This window comes from Parabacteroides chinchillae (assembly GCF_900108035.1).
Lineage (GTDB): Bacteria > Bacteroidota > Bacteroidia > Bacteroidales > Tannerellaceae > Parabacteroides > Parabacteroides chinchillae.
This window is the reverse complement of the sequence record NZ_FNVS01000001.1, coordinates 353172-375203: the sequence shown is the minus strand read 5'-3', so window position 1 is coordinate 375203 and position 22032 is coordinate 353172. Positions and strand designations below refer to the sequence as shown.

The 22032-nt window shown below is 37.6% G+C and carries 20 protein-coding genes; 11 read left to right on the top strand and 9 right to left on the bottom strand.

What is annotated here, in order from left to right; all coding sequences use genetic code 11:
* Positions 1-9 precede the first annotated feature (9 nt).
* From C4S38_RS01475 to C4S38_RS01430, 10 genes are read left to right on the top strand one after another with little or no spacing between them, the layout of a single operon-like run.
* Positions 10-831, top strand: coding sequence for a polysaccharide biosynthesis/export family protein (locus C4S38_RS01475; protein WP_103982246.1), 822 nt, complete (start codon positions 10-12; stop codon positions 829-831).
* A 3-nt stretch (positions 832-834) separates the two neighbouring features.
* Positions 835-2412, top strand: a complete 1578-nt coding sequence (locus tag C4S38_RS01470; RefSeq protein WP_103982245.1) for a GumC family protein — start codon at positions 835-837, stop codon at positions 2410-2412.
* Complete coding sequence (locus C4S38_RS01465) at positions 2412-3467, top strand: glycosyltransferase (RefSeq protein ID WP_103982244.1); 1056 nt, start codon at positions 2412-2414, stop codon at positions 3465-3467. The genes C4S38_RS01470 and C4S38_RS01465 overlap by 1 nt, the downstream gene beginning before the upstream one ends.
* Before the next feature lie 8 nt (positions 3468-3475).
* Entirely contained in the window at positions 3476-4600 is a 1125-nt protein-coding gene (locus C4S38_RS01460) for a polysaccharide pyruvyl transferase family protein (protein ID WP_103982243.1), read from the top strand.
* Positions 4597-5802 (top strand): Coenzyme F420 hydrogenase/dehydrogenase, beta subunit C-terminal domain, encoded by a 1206-nt coding sequence (locus C4S38_RS01455; protein ID WP_103982242.1) that lies wholly within the window; start codon positions 4597-4599, stop codon positions 5800-5802. Before C4S38_RS01460 ends, C4S38_RS01455 begins: the two co-directional genes overlap by 4 nt.
* Positions 5799-7337: an oligosaccharide flippase family protein gene (locus C4S38_RS01450; RefSeq protein ID WP_103982241.1), complete on the top strand. Its 1539-nt coding sequence runs from the start codon at positions 5799-5801 to the stop codon at positions 7335-7337. Before C4S38_RS01455 ends, C4S38_RS01450 begins: the two co-directional genes overlap by 4 nt.
* Positions 7334-8413: a glycosyltransferase family 4 protein gene (locus C4S38_RS01445; RefSeq protein ID WP_103982240.1), complete on the top strand. Its 1080-nt coding sequence runs from the start codon at positions 7334-7336 to the stop codon at positions 8411-8413. The genes C4S38_RS01450 and C4S38_RS01445 overlap by 4 nt, the downstream gene beginning before the upstream one ends.
* Before the next feature lie 20 nt (positions 8414-8433).
* Positions 8434-9474, top strand: a complete 1041-nt coding sequence (locus C4S38_RS01440; RefSeq protein WP_103982239.1) for a hypothetical protein — start codon at positions 8434-8436, stop codon at positions 9472-9474.
* Positions 9475-9497: 23 nt separating this feature from the next.
* Positions 9498-10727, top strand: a complete 1230-nt coding sequence (locus C4S38_RS01435; RefSeq protein ID WP_103982238.1) for a hypothetical protein — start codon at positions 9498-9500, stop codon at positions 10725-10727.
* A gap of 12 nt (positions 10728-10739) precedes the next feature.
* A complete protein-coding gene (locus C4S38_RS01430) occupies positions 10740-11471 on the top strand; it encodes a WecB/TagA/CpsF family glycosyltransferase (RefSeq protein WP_234999267.1) in 732 nt (243 codons plus the stop codon).
* A gap of 5 nt (positions 11472-11476) precedes the next feature.
* Here the strand turns inward: C4S38_RS01430 and C4S38_RS01425 are convergent, their stop codons facing one another.
* Together C4S38_RS01425 and feoB are read right to left on the bottom strand one after the other, a co-directional pair.
* Positions 11477-11656 carry a FeoB-associated Cys-rich membrane protein gene (locus C4S38_RS01425; protein WP_099465065.1) on the bottom strand — a complete coding sequence of 60 codons (180 nt, stop codon included), beginning with the start codon at positions 11654-11656 and terminating at the stop codon, positions 11477-11479.
* 60 nt (positions 11657-11716) lie between these two features.
* On the bottom strand, positions 11717-14200 hold the full coding sequence (gene feoB, locus C4S38_RS01420; protein WP_103982236.1) for a ferrous iron transport protein B: 2484 nt from the start codon (positions 14198-14200) through the stop codon (positions 11717-11719).
* Between the two features lie 349 nt (positions 14201-14549).
* Between feoB and C4S38_RS01415 the strand changes: the two genes are divergently transcribed.
* On the top strand, positions 14550-14870 hold the full coding sequence (locus C4S38_RS01415; RefSeq protein WP_234999266.1) for a 2-amino-4-hydroxy-6-hydroxymethyldihydropteridine diphosphokinase: 321 nt from the start codon (positions 14550-14552) through the stop codon (positions 14868-14870).
* Here C4S38_RS01415 and C4S38_RS01410 read toward each other — a convergent pair.
* Genes C4S38_RS01410 through bcp form a run of 7 tightly spaced genes read right to left on the bottom strand, consistent with a single transcriptional unit; the run spans position 14850 to position 22030 of the window.
* The gene (locus C4S38_RS01410; RefSeq protein WP_103982234.1) at positions 14850-15845 is read right to left on the bottom strand and encodes a methyltransferase domain-containing protein; all 996 of its coding nucleotides are present in this window, start codon (positions 15843-15845) and stop codon (positions 14850-14852) included. The two genes, C4S38_RS01415 and C4S38_RS01410, sit on opposite strands and share 21 nt — an antisense overlap.
* On the bottom strand, positions 15835-16962 hold the full coding sequence (locus C4S38_RS01405) for a glycosyltransferase (protein WP_103982233.1): 1128 nt from the start codon (positions 16960-16962) through the stop codon (positions 15835-15837). The genes C4S38_RS01410 and C4S38_RS01405 overlap by 11 nt, the downstream gene beginning before the upstream one ends.
* 5 nt (positions 16963-16967) lie before the next feature.
* Positions 16968-18206: a glycosyltransferase gene (locus tag C4S38_RS01400; RefSeq protein WP_103982232.1), complete on the bottom strand. Its 1239-nt coding sequence runs from the start codon at positions 18204-18206 to the stop codon at positions 16968-16970.
* A complete protein-coding gene (locus C4S38_RS01395) occupies positions 18203-19522 on the bottom strand; it encodes a polysaccharide deacetylase family protein (RefSeq protein WP_103982231.1) in 1320 nt (439 codons plus the stop codon). The genes C4S38_RS01400 and C4S38_RS01395 overlap by 4 nt, the downstream gene beginning before the upstream one ends.
* A gap of 3 nt (positions 19523-19525) precedes the next feature.
* Positions 19526-20485 carry a GNAT family N-acetyltransferase gene (locus tag C4S38_RS01390; RefSeq protein ID WP_103982230.1) on the bottom strand — a complete coding sequence of 320 codons (960 nt, stop codon included), beginning with the start codon at positions 20483-20485 and terminating at the stop codon, positions 19526-19528.
* A gap of 6 nt (positions 20486-20491) precedes the next feature.
* Entirely contained in the window at positions 20492-21565 is a 1074-nt protein-coding gene (recA, locus tag C4S38_RS01385; protein ID WP_262497695.1) for a recombinase RecA, read from the bottom strand.
* A 3-nt stretch (positions 21566-21568) separates the two neighbouring features.
* Positions 21569-22030 carry a thioredoxin-dependent thiol peroxidase gene (bcp, locus tag C4S38_RS01380; RefSeq protein WP_103982229.1) on the bottom strand — a complete coding sequence of 154 codons (462 nt, stop codon included), beginning with the start codon at positions 22028-22030 and terminating at the stop codon, positions 21569-21571.
* Between the last annotated feature and the right edge of the window lie 2 nt (positions 22031-22032).

Genomic DNA, 22032 nt, shown 5'->3' with positions numbered 1-22032 from the left:
GTAAAGTTTATGAGAGTGAAATTAGTATCAGTAGTAGGAGTCGTATTGCTAACTTTATTGTTAGGATCGTGTGGGACGCCAAAAGATGTCATTTATTTCCAAGGAGTAGATTCGTTGACACCGGAACAAAAAGAAGCTATGAACCAATCATATAATACAAGAATAGTTCCGGATGATTTATTAAATATCACTGTTACGGCATGGGATCCTTCTGTGGTAACACCGTTTAATCCTCCTACGTATGCTTATTCACAACAGGGAGATCAACCCGTTTTCGCATCTCAGTCTTTATATAATTATCTGGTAGATAAAGATGGTATGATTAATTTTCCTGTGTTGGGCATGTTGCATGTTGCCGGGATGACCAAGCAGGAGCTGAGCAAGATGTTGGAAGAAAAGATATCTAAATACGTAAAAGATCCATTGGTAAATATACAAATTTCAAACTTCAAAGTGACTTTGATGGGAGAAGTTAACCGACCGGGATCGTTAACTGCACGTAATGACCGTTTGTCTATATTGGATGCTATCGGCCAGTCTGGCGATTTAACGATTAATGCAAACAGAAAGAATATCTTGATAATAAGAGATGAAAACGGACAAAAGGAAATGGCGCGTTTGGATTTAACTGATCCTGCAATATTTGCTTCTCCTTATTATTACCTGCGTCAGAATGACGTTATATATGTTGAACCTAATAAGGCTAAAAAGAAAAACGCACGTTATAGTCAGGCTCAACAATATAATATAACTGTATTTTCTTCTGTGATCAGTGCTGTGTCAATCATAACATCAATGGTTATTACAATTATTAATACTTCAAAGAAATAAATCATGAGCAATAAAGTTATTGATAATGAAACCGTGGAATTGAAAAACATCATTGTTTACTATATACATCAGTGGAAATATTTTGTAGGGGCATTTATTGTGTCTATAATTCTGGCTATACTTTACTTATTATTATATCCAAGGACCTATGAAATGTATGCCAGTGTGCAGTTACAGGAAAATAAAGATTTAATAGGAGGAGGTATTTCTATGGGAGAAGCTTCCGGATTAATGAAATCTTTTGGATTAAGTTCTGGTAATAGCGGAGGGATAAATATAGATGATGAAATAATGACATTTTCATCAAACTCTCTCTTTAGTAAAATGATTTTGGAATTGGGTATTAATGTATCATATACCAAACCCTTTTCATGGCATAAATTGTATACAAATTCTCCATTGGTAGTTACAGCCGATTCTTTAACAATGATGTCGTTGAGTGATAGGGTGGCATTAAAGGTCTCTGTGGATGCCAAAGGAAATATAACGGTTAAATCTTCTAAAGGGAAAGAAATATTTTCTTCTTTGCCTGCAAAACTGGAGTTGCCTCAGGGAGAGTTTACCATAGATTTTAGAAATGGACCTAAGAATTCGTTTGATCTGGATATTCTGATACAACCTGTACGTTGGGTTGCCGAGGATATGATTAATGGCTTTTCAATAGAAGAGGTGTCTAAACTTTCAAATATGTTGGAATTTACCTGTGATGATCATGAAAAGCAAAGAGGAATAGATATTTTGAATACACTGGTTAGAATATATAATGAGCAATCTGATAGTTATAACAAGACAGAGTCAAAGAAAACAATTGCATTTTTAGACACTCGTATTGCCACTGTTGTTGAAGATCTGAATAAGACAGAAAGAGCTATTGAAGAATATAAGTTGAAGAATAAAATGACTGCGATAGAATATGATGTTCAAATGTATTCGGAGCAGATGAAAGAGCTTCAGTCTAAAATTATAGAGATGGAAGCACAGTCTCAGGTTGTTAATTTAATGGATGCTTATGTAAAGAATCCGGATAATAAATATAATCTGGTTCCTTTAATGCTATCTCAAGATGCAGAAGGAAGCCCGTTGGTTGCTTATAATGATGCTTTGCTGGAAAGGAATAAGATGTTACAGAACTCAAGCTCGGATAACCCGTTGATTTTGCAAATGAATGAGAAGTTGGACCGGTTGAGGGAGAATGTCTATTTAACTATAGCTAATGCCCGTAATGGAATGATTTCTACTTTGACGGATTTAAGAAATAAAGAACAGCAGTTGTTAGGTAGGATAGGCTCGGTACCTATGCAGGAACGTGTTTATGTTGATTTTAAAAGGCAGCAGGAAATAACACAGGCTGTATATCTTTTGCTATTGCAAAAAAGAGAAGAATTGGCTTTGTCAATAGGACTCGATCAAACGAAAGCGAAATTGATAGATACGGCGTTTGTTAAACAATATCCGGTTGGTCCGAGAAAATTGTATGCGGGATTGTTTATCATTGTATTTACATTGGCTATTCCTGTAGGAGTATTGTTCTTACGTGATCGTTTAAAAGAATTGATAGGTGCTTATAAACAATCGGTTTAATGTTTGTTACTCATTTAATTTGTTCATTTACAACGGGTGGGGCAGAAACAATGCTGGTGGATATTGTAAACCGGCAGGTTGCTGAAGGGCATCGTGTTACCTTAATTGTAATAAATGATTTGGTTGAAGAGCGTTTATTACGATCGTTGGATAAAAAGGTACAGGTTGTGCGAATAGGCAGAAAACCAGGTAGCCGTAACCCATTCTTGTTTTTATATTTGAATATAATACTATTCAGGTTGCATGCAGATATCTTACATTGTCATGACTGTGTAATAGGAGGCATGTTACTTCCTGTTTTCAAAAAAAAATTGTGTTTGACAGTCCATACAGTTGGGGTCAGTGATAAGTATTTTTTTCGTTTCGAGAAAATTGTTGCAATTTCAGATTCTGTAAAACAAGATATAACGAAGCGTACTTTATTTTGTCCGGAAATAATATGGAATGGTATACATATTGACCGGATCAAAAAAAGAAAATCTTTGGAGGTATCTTCTCCTTTTCGATTAATAATGGTAAGTCGATTGGATCATTTAGTAAAAGGACAACATGTTTTATTGAAAGCTCTTGACTTATTGGTTAACAAGTATAAAAGACCGGTGTCTTTAGATTTTGTAGGTGAAGGTAAATCTGAAAAATATTTGCGATCTTTAGTTGAAAAATATAAATTGCAAGCTAATGTGAATTTTCTGGGTTTGAGAGACAGAAATTATATTTATACACATTTGCATGAATATGATTTGTTTGTTCAACCTTCTATTTACGAGGGGTTTGGCTTAACAGTTGTAGAAGCAATGATTGCAGGGATTCCTGTTTTAGTTTCCGGTGATGGGCCTACAGAAGTTGTTGGGCAGGGAAAATATGGATATTGTTTCGAAAAAGAAAATGCCGAAGAGTGTGCAAAAAAGATAGACTGTATTATACAGGATTATGCGGGTTTGGACAATTTCGTATATAAGGCTTCTGTATATGCCGGAAATCAGTATTCAATACAAGCAACAGTATGTGCTTATCAGAATTTGTATGAATCGATGACAAGTGATAAAGCAAAGTGAAACAGGTAATGAAACAAAATAAGAAAATAGGTTTAATATCTTATCATTCAGGTCATAATTATGGTACAATGCTACAAGCTTATGCTCTCCAGTTCTGTATTGAGAAAATGGGGTATGATGCGGTGGAATATATCAATTATGTGGATGGAAAACCTTTTAAAGAAGCTTCGTTTCGAGTTAAACTGAAAAAAATAAAAGATAAACTTAATTCGGGTATTAGACCGTTACTATATAATTTTCTTTATAAACAGCAATTTTCGACTATAAAAGACAAATTTGATTGCTTTTATTCAGGTTGCATAAAGACCTCTTCTGTTTTATATTCATCGTTGGCTGAATTGAAAGAAAATCCTCCTTTGTATGATATTTATATAGTAGGAAGCGATCAAACTTGGAATCCTACATTCCTAAAAGATAATGGTGCTTATTTTTTGACATTTGCAGCAGAAGATGCTGATAAAAATTCGTATGCTTCAAGTCTGGGAGTTGCTTTGCTGACAGATGAAGTGAAAGGTATATATGCTAATTATTTGCAATCTTTTAATCATATTTCTTGTCGTGAAAGTTATGGCTGTGAAATACTTTCAGGAGTTTTAAACAGAAAGATTGAGCACGTGTTGGACCCTACTTTATTATTGACTCCGGATGATTGGCAAAATATAGAATCGCCAAGAATTATAGACGAACCTTATATTTTATGCTATTGTTTAGGATATAAGAAGAGTATTCGAAATTTTGCCCGGAAATTGGGCGAAACTCATAATATGAAAGTTTATTACATAGTTTCTAACTATTTGGATATACAAGAAGAAAATCATTTGTTTGGTATAGGCCCCTGTGATTTTATTTCTTTAATAAGACATGCTTCGTATATTTGCACAGATTCTTTTCACGGAACAATATTTTCGATTAATTATGGCCGTAATTTCTATAGTTTCTGTAAACGTGACGGAGATATAAATAAAGGAGACAATAGCCGGATCCCAACTTTATTAAAGGAGTTTTCTTTGGAAAGCAGGTTGAAGTTCGACGTGTTTGAAGAAGAACCTGATATAGATTATGAAAAAGTAAATGTTTATTTGAATAATGAAAGGCGTCAATCGATAGACTTTTTAAACCGGATTTTGAAATGAAAAGACTTCCGAATCAGACAGAATGTATAGGTTGTGGTATTTGTTTGGAGGTTTGTCCAACTAATTGTTTGTCTTTTTTTGAAAACGCAGAAGGCTTTCGGCAAATAAAGTCTGAGGAAGATTTATGTATCAAATGTAATAAATGTGAACGTTATTGTCCGGTTTTACAAGATGGAAAATCAGACAATTATGATAAAGAAGAAATAAGCGTATATGCTTGCCAGCATATAGATAAAGAAATATTGAAAAACAGTTCTTCCGGAGGCTTTTTTTCTGCTTTGTGCGAGGCATTGTTCAATTTATACCAAGGAAAGGTTACTGTATATGGTGCTTCTTTGCAGAAAGATTTGACTGTGAAACATATAGGTGTTTCTTTTATGGAAGAATTATCTTTAATAAGAGGCTCTAAATATTTGCAAAGTGATATTACGTCAGTGCTGACTTCCATAAAAGAAAGACTACAAAACGGAGAATTTGTGTTGTTTTCCGGTACCCCTTGCCAGATAGCTGCTTTATATTCTTTCTTAAAAGATTCTTATCCGACATTATTTACATGCGAAGTGATATGCCATGGCATACCTTCAGATCTTCATTTTCGAAAGCAAAATGAAGATCTGGAAGCAAAAGTTGGAGCTAGTATATCCAGTATTAATTTCAGATCGAAATCTATTTGTTGGACAATTCCTACTACTCAATATTGCTTTTCAAATGGAAAAGTCCGCTATTACAGGGCATTGGAAAATAACTTTATGGGTTCTTTTTATAGTGGAATAAATTTACGGCCTTCTTGTTATGGGTGTAAATATGCGAAACTTCCTCGTTTAGCCGATATAACAATGGGTGATTTTTGGAAAATAGGGGAGTCGGCTTGTTTTTCTTTTATGGATAAAGAAAAAGGAATTTCATTGGCTTTATGTAATAATACCAAAGGAAAATTTTTATTTGAATCGGCAAAATATCTGTTAAAGTTTGAACCTCGTAAGATCGAAGAAGCGATTCGGGGTAATGTACATTTAATTCAGCCAGTAAAAAATAAGAGTATTCAACGCGAATGTCTTTTATCTGATATAAAATTATTGGAAATGGATAAAGTCGCAAAAAAATATAATAAAATTTCGTTTAGAAAACGTTTAAGTATGATTATGGGACGTCGTGGAATGAAAGCTTATTATTATTTGAAGAATATTAGACATATCAAATGAATGATAAAAAACTTTTGATAAGGAATTCTTTGAGTGGAGTTCTACAATTGTTTATAACAGCTGTATTGACTTTCCTCTGTGTGCCCGTTTTAATATCAAAATTGGGCTTGGAGGTATATGGCGTTTTTGCCGTTTTATCTGTTGTTTCTAATTTAGGGACATTGGCCGACCTGGGGATGGATAGAGCTTTGATCGTATATTTATCGAATCAGGGAAAAACACAAGAATCTAATTTTGATATTTTTGTTGCGTTGAGTATTAAGCTTACATTACTTTGCGTTTTAATAGCTGTTCTGTTAAGTATAGAGAGAACAGTTTTGCTAAGTGTTCTGAATATTCCGATTTATTATTATGATGAGGCGGTTGTTTTTTTCCGTTGCGTATTGTTTTCTAATGCGTTTATGATATTGGGAATGTCTTTTGCCTCTGTATTGGATTCTTTGCAAAAAGTATATATAAATAGTTTTACGCGGTTAATATATAGTATAATATATTGGTTGGGGTTGCTATTTGTAGCCATAAAAGGTTATGGCCTAACAGGAATCGGGGTAATATCAGTCATAGCTTCTTTATTGTGGTTTGTAATGACTGTAGGTGTCGCTTTTAAACTATGGGGAACTTACCGTATTAATGGTATAAGAAAACAATGGAAACGTATATTTTATAAACAGATAGTTTATAGTTCAAAGATATTTTCGGCAAGTGTGTTGAATTTGTTTTTTGAGCCTCTCTCTAAAATACTGATATCAAAATTTATAGGATTAAATGCTGTGGCTTTGTTTGATGTGGCGTTACGAATACGCGGGCAAATTGCCAGCTTATTTAGTAAGGCTATCTATCCTTTGGGTCCGTATATTGCAAATTCAAAAAACACCAGACACTTATACGAAGTGGTAGCAGATATGACTAAAAAAATACATTTGGTGGTTATTCCTTTTTCTTTGATTTTTATATTTATATCAAAAGTGTTGATATATCTGTGGATGGGTGATGACAACTTGGAGGATTTATCTTTGTTTGTAGCTGTTTTATGTGGCGGCTTTTTGTTGCTGGTACCTCCAACATATCCGATATATCAATATTTATATACAAAATCATTAGCAGGAAAAACCGTATGGATACAATGTACAAATGTGGTTGTGAATGTATTGGTCTTTTTCTGTTTATATAACACATGTGGTTTATATACAATACTTATATCAAATAGTATTGCTTATTTTTGCTCATATTTGTTATCTGATTTTTATTTGAGAAAATATATCTTATCAGAACTTCAAAGCGAATATTTTTTTTATATTAAAATGTTTCTGTTATTTGTTACTTTGTTGATTGCCGGAGGCTGTATCAGGATGCTACTTCCATTTTCTGTTGTAGATATAGTATTATATCCGGTCGTTTTATTGGTTATATATGTTGTTTTTGTGCGTATCTTCAAGTTGGTTGTACAGAAAGATATAGTCCGTTATTTTAGTACTTTCCCCTTGTTGGAAAAGTCATTGTTATTTATTTTTGGTATGAGGAAGGAAAGTCTATGAACAAAAAAAATGTTTTGATTATAACGCCGTCTCTGAATCCGGAAGATAATATTAGTGGAATATCTTCGGTTACACGTTTGTTGTTGGAGTACAATAAGGAAATTAATTATATACCTTTCCTGCAAGGAAAAAAAGATACGGAAAACAGGAATTTGGGATGGTTGCTGAAACAGATGATGACGCCGTTTCGTTTGTTGAAATGCTTGTCTGATAATTCAATTGATATTGTTCATTTTAACATTGGTTTTGAACCGTTTTCGTTATTCCGTGATATGATAATCTATTATTTGCTGATAGTAAAATCTTATCCTGTCATATTGCATATTCATGGAGGACGTTTTGTTAAAACAAAACCTGCTAATAAACTATTAAAATTGATTATTGATTATTTACTTAGACATGCTAACCAGATTCTTGTTCTGAGTGAATTAGAGAGAAAGTCTCTTTCTGATTTATATAATGTGCAGCAAGGTTGTATTGATATTTTGTCAAATGCGGTAATGCCTTCAACGATTTCTTTTTCAGATAAAGCATACGAGGCAAAATCTTCAATTTTATATCTTGGGCGAATCGATAAAAACAAAGGTTTACTTGAAATATTAGAATCTTTGACTGAACTAAATACTTTAGGTGAAGATTTTGAGTTTAATTTATGTGGAGTAGGCAGCGATCGGGATTGGTTTGTTGAAGAATGCCGGAAACGAATCGGAGATAAATTTATAGATAGAGGACTAGTTTATGGGAATGAAAAACTGGAAATCTTAAAACGTTCCCAAGTGTTTTTATTACCTTCTTATTTTGAAGGTTTGCCAATGGCTTTGTTAGAAAGTATGAATAACTTGGTAGTACCGGTTGTTACTCCTGTCGGCTCTATGCCAGATGTTGTAAAATCGGGAGAAAATGGATTTTTGGTTACTTCAACATCTGATATTACAGAGACTTTATTGAAGCTGATAAAAGACAGGACATTATTACGTAAACTGTCGGTTGCGGCAAAAGAAACAATAGATCAATCGTATTCATTAGATTCCTATTTAAAGAAGATGAACGATCTTTATATGAGATTAAAAAAATAATGCTAGGAGAGTATATCTGAATGAAAGAGCATGTTGATTTAAATATAATATCCAAAAGTCCGCATACAAGTGCTATTATAACAGGCTTGTTATTGTTGGAAAATGAAGGGGTAATCGATTTGTCTGTGAATTTATGCTACGACCGAGTATCTTTTTATCCTCATTCTCATATTGTAGAGATCAGAGTTTCTGATAAAGTGATAGCATTTGATTTGCTGGATGGATATAATTGGGATATAAAAAAAGTGGAAGCTTATTTGGATAATGTGGATTTTTACTTTAAACGTAGTTTTTCTAAAGAAAAAAACCAGATGATTTCAGATAAAAATCGATATAAATTAAATCCGCTGGGATTTAATTATCATGTAACATATCGGAAGAATCCGATAGATTCTTCCGATAATTATTCCTTAAAAGATTGTTTAAAACGTTTATTGGGTGTAAAGCCTTCGACTTATTTTGTGCCTTCTGTCTTTGAGGCCTCTCCTGAATATAAAAAAGATAATCTGAAAGTTCTCTTTTTTACAAGGCTATGGGAAGTCAACGAAAAGCAAAGTGCTGAATTTAATAAGGAAATAGAGTATATTAATGATATGCGTATTCAAATAATCCGGGAGTTGAAGAAATTATATCCCCGTAATTTTACAGGAGGAATACAATTTTCCGATTTGGCGAAAAAATGCTGTAAAGATTTGATTATGCCCCGTAGGTATACTATTCGGAATAATTATTTGAAATTGATGAAATTGTCAGATATTTGCATTGGCTCTATGGGGCTTCATGAGTCTATCGGATGGAAAACCGGAGAATATGTAGCAGCCAGCAGGGCTATTGTAAATGAAAAGTTTCACTATGATGTTGTCGGTCCATTTGAAGACGGTAAAAATTATTTATCGTTTGATACGGTGGACGAATGCATTCAGCATGTTACTTATTTAATGGAACATCCGGAGGCTGTGTATACAATGCAACAGGAAAATAAGAAGTACTATAATGAATATCTCAGGCCGGATAAGCTTGTGCTTAATGCACTAATTCAGGCTATCGGTAAATGTGAATAAATAATGGAGATTAAAGAATAAATATGATTCAGGATTTTGTAAATAAACATTTTTATAACTTCTTTGTCGCATCTCTTATTTTTTGCGTTTTATTATATAACGTAATTGGTTTTAAGAGTGCTGATGAACTGTTAGGCTTAGTACTTCTTGTTTTTTATATTTTCTTTGTTAGCCGGTGCAAGACTTGGCCGTTTAATAAAGCTTTCTTTATTACACTTGGATGTTTTGTCTTTTATACGGGATATTCTTTTTATATCAAAAGTAATACTGCTGCAGGTATTTTTACTGATTTAATTATTCAGATGAAGCCTTATCTGGCATTTTTTGCTGCTTATCAAATGATGCCGAAGTTTTCTGAGAAACAAAAGGAATTATTAAAACTATTTTGTCTGGCTGTCTGGATACTGTTAGTTCCGATAGGAATTTACAGTTTGGTAGATCCTCTTATTTTTAAAACAATAATGGAGCATCCAACAAACTATGCCGCATCTGCTGTTTGTCTGTCTTTGGTGTATCTGTTTTGTAGTAAATACACAATTAAAGATAAACTGGTGTTTGTATTAATGCTTTCTATCGGCTTATTTTCCGGACGTTCTAAGTTTTATGGCTTTTTTGTATTGGCTGCATGCTTCGTTTTTTATTTTAATGATGTAAGCAAAATAAAATTGAATTTTAAAACGATTACAATTTCTGTTTTGATTCTGGTTGGCGTATGCTGGGTTGCAAAGGAAAAGCTGGAACTTTATTTTATTCAGACATTAACAGGTGATGAAAAAGATTTGTTGGCCCGTTTTGTGTTATATTCTACATCAATCGATATTTTTACAGATTATTTCCCGTTTGGATCAGGACTGGCAAGCTTTGCTACCCATGCTTCGGGGTTGTATTATTCTGATATTTACACTAAGTATGGGATTGACGGGGTATGGGGATTGACCCAAGGCGGTTGGTACTTTGTTGCCGATACTTATTATCCCTCTCTGGCACAATTCGGAATAGTGGGTGTTTGTTTATTTATTCTGTTTTGGATTTATCTTTTTCGGAAAACATTTTCGTTTTTGTTCAAGACAACTAACATACAGTATTTTGTAATATTTATATTATCGGCTGGATTCTTATTTATAGAAAATGTTGCAGATGCTTCATTTACTAGTAACAGAGGTCTTTTTATTATGATGTTTCTGGGACTATTGTTGAGTGCTCAAAAAACTCAATGTCAAGAATTGCTAGCCGAACAAAAAGAAAAAGTTTAAAAGGTTATTGGCATGGAGAAGTTTTTTAATGTTTTGCTGGAGTTTGATAAAGATAAAGTACATCATATTATTAAGAATACGATAGAGGAGCATAAGAAAGGATATGTTTGTGCAATAGAAAGTAATAATCTTGCTGTAGCGAATAAAGATAAAGCTTTTAATAAAGTTGTAAATGGAGCGTTAGTAAACGTTTGCGACGGATCTAACATTGCGTGGTTATTGGGCAAAATACATAAGAGGGATTTCTGTTCGTACATTGGGAATGACCTATTTTGCTATTTTCTTAATCAGAGGCAATATAAACAATATTTTATAGGGAATACGGATGAAATACTCGCTAAATTGCGACAAGAACTTTCGTTGATAGATTCTGATATAGCAAATATGCCTTTTAAAAGCTTGCCGTTTCGGAGAGTTGAAGATTTTAACTATAGTGAAATAGCGGAAGACATAAATAAATATGCACCTGATATAATATGGGTATCCCTAGGAGCACCTAAACAAGAGTTTTTTATGGCTAACCTATCTCCCCGGATAAACAGAGGAGTGATGTTTGGCGTTGGTGCAGCATTTAATTTTATGGCAAAAACAGGGCCGGTAAAGCGTGCACCTCAGTGGATGAGGAATTTGCGGTTGGAATGGTTGTATAGAGCTTTTGAAGAACCTCAAAAGAATGTACCCCGTTATTGGAATTTTATCAAATTATTGCCACGGTTGGTTTATGGAGAATGTAAAGGTCGCTGACATATCTATTTTTTGCAGGTTCCGTTCATGCTTTTCTTCATTATTTCTTCCTTCAGACTACATCCTTTGCATCCGCAACAAGGGTTTTCCGGATTTCGTTTGGTGGTGAGAGATTTATAGAACTTCATACCAACGTATGCAATAGTTATTATCCCTATTAAAATAATTGCGATTTCTTGCCACATAATCTCCAGATTTCTTTTTATAATAACAAAAGAGAACATCTGCGGTTCTCATATTGAGTGTTAATTGAATAACCCCATGAAGAAATGCCCTGTTTGGTATACAGTAAATGATACGATCCAGGCCAGAACACATGTGTAGACAATTACAAATGCGCCCCATTTCCAGGAACGCGATTCGTTTACTATTGCAGATATTGTTGCTATACATGGAAAATATATCAGTACAAATAACATTAAGCTAATAGCCACTAAAGGTGTAAAAACTAATTTTCCTTCGGCATTGCGGTCTTGCTTTAGCCTTTCCGATAAGATTTGGCTGTCATCCGCTTCTCCGGTGTATAATACGCTTAATGTGCTAACGACAACTTCTTTTGCCGCCATACCGGTAAGCAGGCTGACACTTATCTTCCAATCAAATCCCAAGGGCTGAAGTGCCGGCTGAATAGCTTGGCCAATATGTCCTATATATGAATTCTGCTGGTGTTCTATCGCTTTTAGGCGTTCTAATTCAGCGATGGTCTTTTCTTTTTCTTGAGAATCCAGTTCTGCATTTTCAACTTCTGCTATCTGCCGGTTGATTGCATCCGTACTTTCCGTGTGACGCGGAAAATAACCTAAGAACCAAATAATAATAGATGCGAATAAAATGACTCCTCCCATCTTGTGCAGATATTGTTTTGCTTTTTCCCACATGTGGATCATGATCGATTTTCCTGTAGGCATGCGGTAGGGAGGAAGCTCCATAACAAAAGGCACATCTTCTTCATTAAAAAGGAAACGTTTGAATAAGCGTGCCATAACGACAGCCAACAGAATACCTGTTACATATAATGCCAATAATATGACACTTGCGTTATTAGGAAAAAATGCTCCTGTTAATAGTACATATACCGGCAGCCGTGCACTGCAACTCATCAGTGGGTTTACCAGCATGGTAATCATGCGGCTGTTGCGGCTTTCAATCGTACGCGATGCCATAATGGCCGGAACGTTACAGCCAAAACCCATGACAAGCGGTATGAACGACTTGCCGTGTAATCCCATCTTGTGCATGATTTTATCCATGATGAAGGCGGCACGTGCCATATAACCGGAATCTTCCATAAATGAAATAAACAGGTACAGAATAAGAATATTCGGGAGGAATACGATAACACCTCCCACACCACCAATGATACCATCTACCAAAAGGTCTTTCAGCGGTCCTTCTTCCATATAGTTGCGTACGAAGTTCCCGATAAGACCAACAAGCGATTCGATCCATTGCATCGGGTATTCGCCCAGGCGGAAAGTAGCTTCGAACATAATCCACATAAATAATATAAAGATGGGAAAGCCTAGCACCTTGTGGGTGACAAAGAGGTCTATAATCTGCGTACTGCTGGCTTCCTTTATCTTATTCTGCTCGAATGTTTCGCGCAAAGCTCCGGAGATAAAGCCGTAACGGGCATTTGTGAATGCCGTTTCGCAGTCTTCCTGTAATAGATTTTCTATTTGGGCTATGTTGCGGTCTCTGTCTTGTAATATGATTTCCGAACCGGGCAAGGCTTTTACAAATGCTTCTATCTCGTGATCGCCTTCAAGTAGTTTGATAGACAAATATCTTTTAGAAATACTTTTGGGCACATTCCCATTTGCTTTGAGTGCCTTTCTTACGTTTGTGATGCCTTTTTCCAGGACCTCGCCGTAGTTGATATGAATGTGTCGTAAGACAGGATCTTCTTCTTCATATACTTTGATAACCCGGTTGAAAAGATCTTCAATGCCAAAACCTGTCTTGCTGATGGTTGGTACAATAGGCGCTCCGATCATGCGCGATAGCGATTCATGGTCGAATTTGTTTCCTTTCCGCTCCAGGTCGTCATACATGTTGAGGGCGATTACCATACGCACATCCATGTCGATAAGCTGGCAGGTGAGGTATAAGTTGCGTTCCAGATTGGAGGCGTCTACGACATTAATCACCACATCGGGCTGCGCTTCATTCAGGTGGCTTCTTACATAAAGCTCTTCCGGTGTGTAGGCAGACAATGAATACGTACCCGGCAGGTCTACTATCCTGAACGTGTAACCGTTTTGCTGGAATGTCCCTTCTTTTGCATCAACGGTTACGCCGCTATAATTCCCCACATGTTCATGTGCTCCTGATGCGAAGTTGAATAAAGACGTTTTTCCGCAATTGGGGTTTCCAACCAGGGCTACGTTAATGGTTTTTCCTTTATGCAAAGCTATGGCACGCAAGTCTTCGCTCAAAGAAGTTATATAGGAGTTCGCCGGACGGGGGTCTGTTTCGTTGTTAATTTGCTTCGACAGGAATTCGGCCGTGCTTACTACTTCGATTAATGCCGCGTCATTTCTTCGTAGAGATACATCGTAGCCCATTACCCGATAATGGATAGGGTCTTTTAAAGGTGCGTTTTGAATAACATCTACCTCTTTCCCCCGGATGAATCCCATTTCGATGATGCGTTTGCGGAAGGCTCCGCGTCCCATCACCTTAACGATAATCCCTTTTTCGCCTGTACGAAGTTCTGATAGTCTCATAGTTTGCTATATCTTTTGCAAAGGTACGGCAAAACTCAATATGTTTTATACCTAGATGTAGGTATTTTTGGACACTGGCCCTTGCTCAGCTCCTTTGTTGACGGTGCATTCATTGAATACGTTTTTTTAAGCGTGATTAGATTAATTCCTGCAAAAAAAAAATCATTATTATGATTTTTTTAAGTCATAACTATGATCCAATAAAATTATAACTATGAAATTTTGAAGGTCTCATTTACTAAGACTGTTTTATAATCACGCATCATTTTTCGTAACTTTGCCGTATAATTATAGGAAATATATGTTGAACAGAGCTATCATAAGTCTTGGGTCAAATAAAGACAGGGAGATGAATATAAGGCGTGCAACAGAGTTGCTGTTGCAGTATTTTCCATCTATCTGTTTTTCTGAGGCGGTTTATACCGAACCGGTAGCCTGTCCGCTTTCGTCCTCTTTTCTGAACCGGATGGCATTGGTTGATACGCCGCTTTCTGCAGACGATCTAAAATTAGTGTTTAAGCAGATCGAAGTAACAATCGGACGCAAACCGGATGATAAAAAACAGGGAATTGTCCCGATCGATATCGATCTGCTCCAATGGAATGACAGGGTACTGAAACCGGAAGATATGCAGCGTGAGTATGTCATTTCACTTCTTGCTGCAATGTAGGATGATAAAGGGAGAGAGCAGAAAGCCCGGTTTGCCGCTGTTGCGTATGATGTGATTTATGTTTTTGAAAATGGCGGACAGGATAAAACTTTTTCGTTCCGTATTATAAAATCCTTTTTCAACTTTTAATTGATAATGGAACTGCGATAAAAGAGCCTGGTAGTTTACTATGGGCAGAATACGTTCTGTCCAGTTCCCGGTTTCCGGATCACAGGTATTATAGCGGTCGGTTAGGGTTGGTATCGTATTTCCGAGGATGGCTTTCTCTATATCCGGATAGACTAAGCCTCTGGTTCGGTTGCTCCATTGCGAAACTTCTTTTTCAGAAAATGCGGGGAACTTTTCTTTTATGTACTGGTATCGCTTGGTGTAATAGTTGGGCGATTCCAGGGTGCCTGTTTCACAACCCCTCATTGCCCGGTGCAGTTTCCACTTCACATAAGGGTTATAAGGGGTGGAGGCGGTGGTAAAAATCATCTGCATCGAACTGTTGATACTTATCAGGTCGGAGAAGAAGGTTTCGAGGTTGTAGATATGTTCTATCAAATCGGTTGCAATCAGCAAATGCGGTTTGGTGTGTTGTGTGGAACACCATTCGGACAGGGTATCGGAACTGCCACGTAATATAATATCGGGACCTGATCCGGTTATTTGTTTCAGCAGTTGTACGGTTACCACAGAATCAGGATTCAGATCAATGTAAATAACCTGCCCTATGCCAGCCTCTTTGGCCAGTATGCTCAGGAAGCCGCTACCTCCTCCATAGTCGATACAGGTAATATCCGAAGGATTCAGCCCTGTTGCAGTAATGCCTTTGAAAAGACACTCCGTATATATTTGCATGAAATATCCTATTGCCGGTTTCAGATTGCGGATATACCTCTTGTTGTAGTCGCTGATGGGCAATCTTTCGTAATCGATCTTTTGCAGGCGTGCTGCAAGAACAGAAGCAATATGTTTCAGGTTATTCTTCATAGATCATTTTATACAAACGTGCTCCCTGATATTTATTAGAAAACGAGGGTTCTAGTAATTCCTTTCTTTTTGTAATGGACTTTTCGTCTATAGGGACATTAATCAACTTAGTGCATTCGCGAATCATATCTTCCGGCGTGTCTGCTATATGGCAGAGTGAATCCAATCCGCTTCCGGCCAGCATTAAATGGTTCACTACCGTATGACGGCCGGCAAACAGGCTGTTGAGCAGTTTAAGTTTTAAGCCGGTATCCTGAAAAGTGATCAGCATATTGATCTGTGCTTCGCGGATCAGGAAGTTCATCCTTTCTTCAGTAGGATTGGCTTCTATCGTGACGTTGGAATAGAGCGAGGCGGCATCCCGTAACGAACGTGGCGGATTCATACCTGCCAGTATGCAGGGATAATCCAGTTTGCCGAATACATGGTGAATCAGGTACAAGGCCGCTTTTTCGTTTTCTACGACCGATAATTTACCATGATAAAGAATGAAACCGGACTTTCCCGGCTGGGTTGTTATCTGTTCGTTTGCGTGAAAACAAGGTATGAACTCAATGCGGTTTGCCGGGAATTCTTTTTTTAGATAATCTGTATCGGTTGTAGATACCGAGATAATTAAATCGGCATGTGATACCACTTTTTGATAATTTCTGAACCTCCACGCCTCGATCCGGAAAAAGCATTTCTTGATGAATTGGCGTTCCGACTTTGCCAGATGATAATAGTAGTCGTGTTCTATATTACACTCCCTGAATATTTTCTTTCTGTTTTTCAGTAGGGGGTTGTCCATATAGTAACAAGAATGCAGCCCTTCAAACAAGATCGGGTAGTTGTTTTTTAATAAGTTGGCGAGCAAAGACGGGTCTTTCCGGCTATATACGTTGTAAGGCAATAAAGTTATATTGGCTATGATACCGGTATGCCGTTTATAGTAGTACACTTTTTCGCAGACAGATTCCAGTTCTTTTGCTTGCGGCCGTTCATATTCGAAGCAATGCAGGATAATATTTACTCCGCATTCATACAGAGCTTTCAACTTGTAATATACATCAATCACCCCACCGTAATTGGCCGGCCAGGGAATGTTGAAGGCAATTATGTTGAGATGCTTATCCATTTCATTTATCTTTTAATTTGCTTAAACAATTCCATAAACTGTTCAGCTTGTTTGCAACGGGAAAAAACCGATAGTGCTTCTCTGTTTATGAGAGAAGTCGTATAACCTTTCTTTTTCCATTCGTCATAATGGTATTGTAGAAATGCATATACTTCTTCAGATGTTTTTGCTGCAATACCGGCATGTACTTTGTTGATGGTTTCTTCCAGATAGCTTTCATCGCTACGGACGCATAAAACGGGTTTTTCTACGGCAAATGCTTCGAAAAGCTTTGTTGTCATAATGCCTTTTGGCCCTTTGGCCGATGTTTTGTTGGCTAATTGCAATAATACGGAGCTGTTGTTTAGTATGTCCGGAATTTCCGAAGCCGGAACGTAGCCATGATAATCCATGTATTGAATTACATCATGTTTTTTCGCTTCCTCTTCGATAATATTTTGAGAAGACTTATCAATATACCAGGAAACACGGAATGTTTCCGGACATATTGTATTTTCCCGGGATAATTTATTAATAGCTTCAAATAATAATTGGGGGTTGCGTATTGCTAAACTGAGTAAACGCCCGGTATAAGTGATACGAAACTGTGTTGTGTGTACTTGTTTGGGAAAGAATATCTCCGGATCATATCCATTATATATAAGCTTGACATTTTTGTTGAATTGCTTCATTCTCTCTACATGCCAGGGTGAAACTGTTGTGATATAATCCGCTGCATGGAGGGCTATGTTTCTTCTTTTTAACAGATGCCAGCGATAGAGACGGGTTATTTGTTTATCCAGCCAGTTAAATGTGTGAAAAGAGCGGGATATGTATTCGTTTGAGGCATACTGTTCTATGATGTCTCGCGTGTCTGCTATAAAAGGAATATTATACAGGCTTGCCACTTTTTGAGCAGCCGGCAGAGGAAATGTGCGGTATGCGCTGCATAATACTCCGTCATATTTATCTTTGCTGAGTAATTCGCGGGCTACTTTTATCATTTTGCGTTCTTTATAATGGAAACAAACATCCATGATAAAAATAAATAACCATTCTAGTTGCTTAATTAATTTATTACTTGCATGATAATAACGGACATAAGTAACCTCCGTATTTCCTGCCAGAAATTCAAATGTATTATCCGGAATATATTCAGTTATTACAACCGGTTCCCAACCATTGCGTTTCATGTATTTGCATAAATAACCCATCCTGGGTGCAAAGGCCGGAGGAAACATATCACAGAATATTAATATTTTCATATTCTTTTTAATTCTTCTGTAAGCGTATGATAAAGTTCTTTTTGCCAGTTTACCGTCACTGGTTTTTTCTGATGGGTTGAAATGGTATCATTGTGCCAGAGCAATACCAGTTCTCCGTTAGCCTGCCGGACTTGTTCTATGATTTGCAGGCAATAGGCCAATGCCTCTTCATAGCTCATCCCCATATATTGCGGTTCACTCAAGCTGCAATCCATAATACTTAGCGGATGAAGCGTGAGCGAAGATATGCGCTTATTGATCGGATTGATCCATGATACCGGACGGCAGGTCCCTAAACGGAAACCGGCTACATCTGCATAGCCTATGGTAAAGTCGTCCGTTATTCCGGTTCTTTCCAACCAGTCCAGGTCTTCCGGTTCTCGTGCATTAAGAAAGTGATGCCTGTTGTAGAAAATAGCCTCACCTGTAGCTCTCTTTAATAGTTCTTGCTCCCGCCGGATAAGTGAAGGTTTTATGCCGGCTTCATAGCTGCTGTGTAAGCCTATTTGGGCTTCTTTGGCTTGACATAATTTAAATAATTCTTTTATATCCTTCGAGAAAAGACAATAGTTGGGCTTATCATATATTGTTTTTCCTCCGGCTTTGAAGAAGTAAACGGATTCACATTGTGTTTTTCCAACGCTGTCTTGTACGCTTGCATCCCTTTCCAGTAGCCAGGGGAAAGTATAATACGGATCGGATGTTAAAGGTGCATGTACGTATTTGCATGCTTTCAAAAATCCGTCACCTTTTATGGTTTCACGCATAAAGCTGTGTAATGTGCGGCAGAAAAATGGGACATCCACGTCATGCGTAAGCCATATTTTATTGATACAGGCTTCCGGTTCCGGCACTTTGATGTAGGTCTGGCGTAACCATTGACGGAGGAGCTTTCCGTATTCATCCACAATAGGACGATGAATAAAACCTGCTTTGCAGGGAATTGATTCCTTACCGGGAAAACGCCCGTGAGCATCCCGTATATTTCTTTTCCTTATTTCTTCATAACGCGTAAGAAGAAAATAGGCGCTGGCTACAATATCTGCATGAACAACCCATGTTTCGCCATACCATTCCGTTTTGGATGATCCGAAAAGTAAAGGAACTCCTTCTATTTCTTGTAACGGAAAGGATGGCATAGATGCCTGGGTTCCGTAAACGTCTTCATTGAAAAACGGCGAAGGAATAATTACAACCTTATAATGATGGAACTTATTGCGATCGGAGGTATAACCTACCAGGCTACCAAACGTTTCCGCTTGGTTACCACCGATCATAAAGCTGATTATATATTCTATCTCCGGACTTTTAACCATGGCTTACCGTTTTATTATCCGTCCCAGCTTTAGCCAGGCTCTATATAATAAACTTAATTTTCCCTTGGTTATTGTGAAGAATGGCATTTGAATGGCACCAAATTCCCGGAAGAAACGTTCTACACCGGGTAGCATAGAACCTTCAAAGTCAAACCTTGTGCTGTATAATGATGTATAACGTATACATTCCCAGAGTATCAGACTGTGGGCGCCTGATTCCCGTAAGTCAGGATTACCTCCTCCGGCAATGTAGTAAGCTGAATTATTCTGCCATACAACAAAGGCTGCTGCATGCAGTTGACCGCTTTCGTCGTATCCGCCCCAGATATCTCCTTGTTCTCTTTCTCTGCAAACGGAAATTAAATCCATCAAGACTTCTTTATCTACCGGATTTGAGGTTTGCTGCCGTTGAAATGTCATATCCTGTACCTTCAGAAACTCTTCGGCCGGTATTCCTTTTTTGACGGTAATTTGGTGTTTATCCTTTGCTTTCTGGATATTCCTCCGGGTGTTTGCACTCATGTTATCCCATATCTTATCTAAATCGGCCAGATCAGATAGGAGATAGGTGTATCTTGTTGTTTGTTTATAACCATCCCAATAAAAAGGAAGCCAGTCAGTTATTTCATAATTAAAATTCTGAAGAAAATGAGGATAAGCCTTCAGTGCTTCTGTAAATGTTTTGCATAGAGTTTGGCGTCTCCCTAACTCGGTTGTGTATTTGGTATCTTCGGATGCCTTAGCAAACCAGGGTCCCATTGTTTGTGTATAGGGAGGCATGGAAATGATGCCACGATGAGGAATATAAAGGGGCAGTGCTGCCTGCATCCGCCCCTTTTGTTCTATTAATAAGACATCCCAGTTTGCTTCTCCACAGACAGCATCCAGCCACCAATCCCGTGAAAAGATGGGGATGTTTTTCTCTGTGGTACAGAGCAGACGGTATTTGTCTTTATTCGTCACCTGTTATTAGTTTTTATCCTTTAACGCATTAAATATCAAACCGGACAGTTCTTCCGCCAATTCTGGATTATCGGAAACGCATTGCTTGGCAGCATCGCGTCCTTGTCCCAACTTGGTGTCTCCGTAACTATACCATGCACCGCTTTTCTTAATGATGTTCAGTTCTGCGCCCAAATCAATGATTTCGCCAGAACGTGAGATTCCCTCACCGAACATGATGTCGAACTCTGCTTTGCGGAATGGAGGCGCAACTTTGTTTTTTACTACTTTTACACGAACCTGGTTACCTTTTACTTCATCACCGTCTTTTAATTTGCCAATGCTCCGGATATCCAGACGTACGGATGCGTAGAACTTTAATGCGTTACCACCTGTAGTTGTTTCCGGGTTACCAAACATAACGCCTATCTTATCACGCAACTGGTTAATGAAGATACATGTCGTATTTGTTTTGCTGATAGCTCCGGTTAGCTTACGCAAAGCCTGAGACATCAAACGTGCCTGCAATCCCATCTTGCTGTCACCCATATCGCCTTCCAGCTCTGCTTTAGGTGTAAGAGCGGCAACAGAGTCTATTACTACAATATCTACGGCAGACGAACGAATCAGTTGTTCGGCAATTTCCAATGCCTGCTCTCCATTGTCCGGTTGAGAAATCCAGAGATTTTCTACATCAACCCCTAATTTCTCAGCATAAAAACGATCGAAAGCATGTTCGGCATCAATAAACGCAGCAATACCGCCTGCTTTTTGTGCTTCGGCAATGGCGTGGATTGCTAAAGTGGTTTTACCAGAAGATTCCGGGCCATATATTTCAATAACACGTCCTTTCGGATAACCACCTACGCCCAGGGCTGCATCTAAAGCAATAGAACCGGTTGGTATTACTTCTACGTTTTCAATACTTTCTTCGCCTAACTTCATGATAGAACCTTTACCAAAGTTCTTTTCAATCTTATCCATTGCTGCACGAAGCGCTTTTAACTTGTCTGCATTAGGAGCCGCTTTTCCGGCAGCATTCTGTTTCTTCTCAAAATCAATCTGAGTTTCCTTTTCTTTGTCTTGTTCTTCTTTTGCCATCCCTTATTTAAGTTTAAGGATTTGATTTGCATGGTCTTTTGTTTGCACCTCCTTCGGTCCGATGATATTTGTCACCACTCCGTTTTCGTCGATAATGAAGGTAGTACGCAGTGTTCCCATGTATGAACGTCCGTACATTTTCTTTTCTGCCCATACACCGAACTGTTCTTGCAATGTGGTGTCGGTATCGGCTATCAGGCTGAAAGGCAAGTCCTGCTTTTCTATAAATCCCTGATGCGATTTTGCACTGTCTTTACTTACACCGATTACTTCGTATCCGGCAGCTTGTAAATCTTTATAACCGTCTCTCAGGCTGCATGCTTCGGCAGTGCAACCGGATGTGTTATCTTTCGGATAGAAATAGAGTGCCAGCTTCTTTCCTTTGAAATCGCTTAGTTTTAGTTCTTTTCCATTCTGATCTTTGCCCAGTATTTCGGGGGCTTTGTCTCCTATCTGTATAGCCATGT

Excerpts from the sequence above, each read along its gene's own strand:
- C4S38_RS01475 (WP_103982246.1), top strand. The coding sequence starts at position 10 with ATGAGAGTGAAATTAGTATCAGTAGTAGGAGTCGTATTGCTAACTTTA.
- C4S38_RS01470 (WP_103982245.1), top strand. The coding sequence starts at position 835 with ATGAGCAATAAAGTTATTGATAATGAAACCGTGGAATTGAAAAACATC.
- C4S38_RS01465 (WP_103982244.1), top strand. The coding sequence starts at position 2,412 with ATGTTTGTTACTCATTTAATTTGTTCATTTACAACGGGTGGGGCAGAA.
- C4S38_RS01460 (WP_103982243.1), top strand. The coding sequence starts at position 3,476 with ATGAAACAAAATAAGAAAATAGGTTTAATATCTTATCATTCAGGTCAT.
- C4S38_RS01455 (WP_103982242.1), top strand. The coding sequence starts at position 4,597 with ATGAAAAGACTTCCGAATCAGACAGAATGTATAGGTTGTGGTATTTGT.
- C4S38_RS01450 (WP_103982241.1), top strand. The coding sequence starts at position 5,799 with ATGAATGATAAAAAACTTTTGATAAGGAATTCTTTGAGTGGAGTTCTA.
- C4S38_RS01445 (WP_103982240.1), top strand. The coding sequence starts at position 7,334 with ATGAACAAAAAAAATGTTTTGATTATAACGCCGTCTCTGAATCCGGAA.
- C4S38_RS01440 (WP_103982239.1), top strand. The coding sequence starts at position 8,434 with ATGAAAGAGCATGTTGATTTAAATATAATATCCAAAAGTCCGCATACA.
- C4S38_RS01435 (WP_103982238.1), top strand. The coding sequence starts at position 9,498 with ATGATTCAGGATTTTGTAAATAAACATTTTTATAACTTCTTTGTCGCA.
- C4S38_RS01430 (WP_234999267.1), top strand. The coding sequence starts at position 10,740 with ATGGAGAAGTTTTTTAATGTTTTGCTGGAGTTTGATAAAGATAAAGTA.
- C4S38_RS01425 (WP_099465065.1), bottom strand. The coding sequence starts at position 11,656 with ATGTGGCAAGAAATCGCAATTATTTTAATAGGGATAATAACTATTGCA.
- feoB (WP_103982236.1), bottom strand. The coding sequence starts at position 14,200 with ATGAGACTATCAGAACTTCGTACAGGCGAAAAAGGGATTATCGTTAAG.
- C4S38_RS01415 (WP_234999266.1), top strand. The coding sequence starts at position 14,550 with ATGAATATAAGGCGTGCAACAGAGTTGCTGTTGCAGTATTTTCCATCT.
- C4S38_RS01410 (WP_103982234.1), bottom strand. The coding sequence starts at position 15,845 with ATGAAGAATAACCTGAAACATATTGCTTCTGTTCTTGCAGCACGCCTG.
- C4S38_RS01405 (WP_103982233.1), bottom strand. The coding sequence starts at position 16,962 with ATGGATAAGCATCTCAACATAATTGCCTTCAACATTCCCTGGCCGGCC.
- C4S38_RS01400 (WP_103982232.1), bottom strand. The coding sequence starts at position 18,206 with ATGAAAATATTAATATTCTGTGATATGTTTCCTCCGGCCTTTGCACCC.
- C4S38_RS01395 (WP_103982231.1), bottom strand. The coding sequence starts at position 19,522 with ATGGTTAAAAGTCCGGAGATAGAATATATAATCAGCTTTATGATCGGT.
- recA (WP_262497695.1), bottom strand. The coding sequence starts at position 21,565 with ATGGCAAAAGAAGAACAAGACAAAGAAAAGGAAACTCAGATTGATTTT.
- bcp (WP_103982229.1), bottom strand. The coding sequence starts at position 22,030 with ATGGCTATACAGATAGGAGACAAAGCCCCCGAAATACTGGGCAAAGAT.